The 255-nt window shown below is 64.7% G+C and carries 1 protein-coding gene; it reads left to right on the top strand.

What is annotated here, in order from left to right; all coding sequences use genetic code 11:
* A partial coding sequence (locus KGQ19_RS49070; RefSeq protein WP_212022553.1) for a hypothetical protein occupies nucleotides 1–255 on the top strand: 255 nt, incomplete at both ends.

Below are 255 nucleotides of genomic sequence, written 5' to 3'. Positions count from 1 at the left end.
TGTTGGGTGATCCGACGAAGTCGTTGGGTGCGTTGTCGGAGCCGGAGTGTCGTCGGGTGATCGCCGCGTTGGATCTGGCTGAGCGGATGCAGGTTCCGCTGGAGTGGTACGCGTTGTCCTCCGGGGCACGGGTCTCCATGCAATCCGGGACCGAGAACATGGACTGGGTGGCCGCGGCGTTGAAGCGGATCGTGGAATTCACCCAGGCCGGCGGCGAGATCAACGTCGTGGTCAACGGCATCAACGTCGGCGCCC

The sequence above is a fragment of the Catenulispora pinistramenti genome (genome assembly GCF_018274385.1).
In the GTDB taxonomy this organism is placed as follows: domain Bacteria; phylum Actinomycetota; class Actinomycetes; order Streptomycetales; family Catenulisporaceae; genus Catenulispora; species Catenulispora pinistramenti.
Note: the sequence above shows the minus strand (reverse complement) of the source record. Positions and strands in the feature narration are given on the sequence as shown.